This window comes from Sulfurimonas hongkongensis (genome assembly GCF_000445475.1).
GTDB classification, from domain to species: Bacteria; Campylobacterota; Campylobacteria; order Campylobacterales; family Sulfurimonadaceae; genus Sulfurimonas; species Sulfurimonas hongkongensis.
The window spans coordinates 1-2,215 of the sequence record NZ_AUPZ01000025.1 but is presented as its reverse complement, the minus strand read 5'-3'; the positions used below and the strand labels follow the sequence as shown (position 1 = coordinate 2,215).

Annotated in this window: 1 rRNA gene; it reads right to left on the bottom strand. The window is 45.6% G+C overall.

What is annotated here, in order from left to right:
• Nucleotides 1-184: 184 nt before the first annotated feature.
• A 16S ribosomal RNA gene (locus tag M947_RS23155) occupies nt 185-1,706 on the bottom strand.
• Nucleotides 1,707-2,215: the final 509 nt, after the last annotated feature.

The window sequence follows — 2,215 nt, the reverse complement described above, 5'->3', positions numbered from 1 at the left end:
AACACAGATCACTGAAAACTAAGCAAGCAATAAACTAATAACATAACATATTTGTCTTCTTGAATCGGAAGTAATTCCGCTTCAATTCATATCACTAAAGCTACGAATTAAAATTCGAGAAGACTTCTCTTCGTGAGATTTTCTTTGTTAAGATAAACAAATGAATGTTTTCTCTTTACTCTAGAAAGGAGGTGATCCAACCGCAGGTTCTCCTACGGTTACCTTGTTACGACTTCACCCCAGTCGCTAATTCCACCGTAAGTGGTAGCCCCCCGAAGGTTAGCTTCCCAATTTCGGGTGAAATCAACTCCCATGGTGTGACGGGCGGTGAGTACAAGACCCGGGAACGTATTCACCGTAGCATTGCTGATCTACGATTACTAGTGATTCCAGCTTCATGGAGTCGAGTTGCAGACTCCAATCCGAACTGAGAGACGCTTTAAGTGATTGGCTCCACCTCGCGGTATCGCAACACTCTGTACGCCCCATTGTAGCACGTGTGTAGCCCTAGCCGTAAGGGCCATGATGACTTGACGTCGTCCTCACCTTCCTCCTCCTTGCGAAGGCAGTCTCCTTAGAGTGCCCAGCTTAACCTGCTGGCAACTAAGGACGAGGGTTGCGCTCGTTGCGGGACTTAACCCAACATCTCACGACACGAGCTGACGACAGCCGTGCAGCACCTGTTTTCAAGCTCCCCGAAGGGCACCACTGTATCTCTACTGTGTTCTATCAATGTCAAGGCTAGGTAAGGTTCTTCGCGTATCTTCGAATTAAACCACATGCTCCACCACTTGTGCGGGTCCCCGTCTATTCCTTTGAGTTTTAATCTTGCGACCGTACTCCCCAGGCGGAACACTTAATCTGTTAAGTGCATCACCGCAATGACAAGCATCACGACGACTAGTGTTCATCGTTTAGGGCGTGGACTACCGGGGTATCTAATCCCGTTTGCTCCCCACGCTTTCACGCCTTAGCGTCAGTTATGTTCCAGGAGATCGCCTTCGCTTTGGGTATTCCTAGTGATATCTACGGATTTTACCCCTACACCACTAATTCCATCTCCCCCTCCCATACTCTAGGTTAGAAGTTTCAAGTGCAGTTCTACAGTTAAGCTGTAGGATTTCACACCTGACTTTCCAACCCGCCTACGCGTCCTTTACGCCCAGTGATTCCGAGTAACGCTTGCACCCTCCGTATTACCGCGGCTGCTGGCACGGAGTTAGCCGGTGCTTATTCATGAGTTACCGTCATTTTCTTGGCTCATAAAAGGAGTTTACACACCGAAATGCGTCATCCTCCACGCGGCGTTGCTGCATCAGAGTTTCCTCCATTGTGCAATATTCCTCACTGCTGCCTCCCGTAGGAGTCTGGTCCGTGTCTCAGTACCAGTGTGGCGGATCATCCTCTCAAACCCGCTACCCGTCATTGCCTTGGTAGTCTCTTACACTACCAACTAACTGATGGGATATAGTCTGATCTCAAAGCGAAAAAACATTTCCCTTTTACACTTATGTATAAAAGGTATATCCAGTATTAATCATCGTTTCCAATGGCTATCCCGGTCTTCGAGGTACATTAACTATATATTACTCACCCGTGCGCCACTTGTCAGCAAACTAGCAAGCTAGTTTCTGTTACCGTTCGACTTGCATGTGTTAAGCACGCCGCCAGCGTTCACTCTGAGCCAGGATCAAACTCTCCATAATTGTCGGTCTCCTTGAAAAGGAACAAAGTCCCTTTTCAATTCCTCTCACTAAAGCTACAAACATAAATGTTTGAGAATTAGTTTAAGTAGATTCCAGATTATGTAAAGATCACATTGCTGTGAAATTACTGATCTTTGCCCAAGATTATAAAATCATTGGCTTTGTTTGCCATAATCCGCGTGAACAGTTTATGGACTTTTTTGTATGTATCTATACTATAAGGGATCCAATAAATTGGATTCAAATAGAATAGACGGTTGTTGTTTATTAGTTAATTATAAGTAAACTTATTATTGAGCTAATATCTAACTGTTTTGTTAGTTATTAAGTCTATTTACTTGCTTAGTTTTCAATGATCTCAAACAATCTCAAAAGCTTCAACTCGAAGTCTCTCTAGGCCTTTTAAACAAGGTCTCTTTGTTTGTGGAGGGGAATTATAGGAGGATGTTGCTTAATAGTTTCGTGGGGGGGGGGGGGGGGGGGGGGGGGGGGGGGGGGGGGGGGGTGGT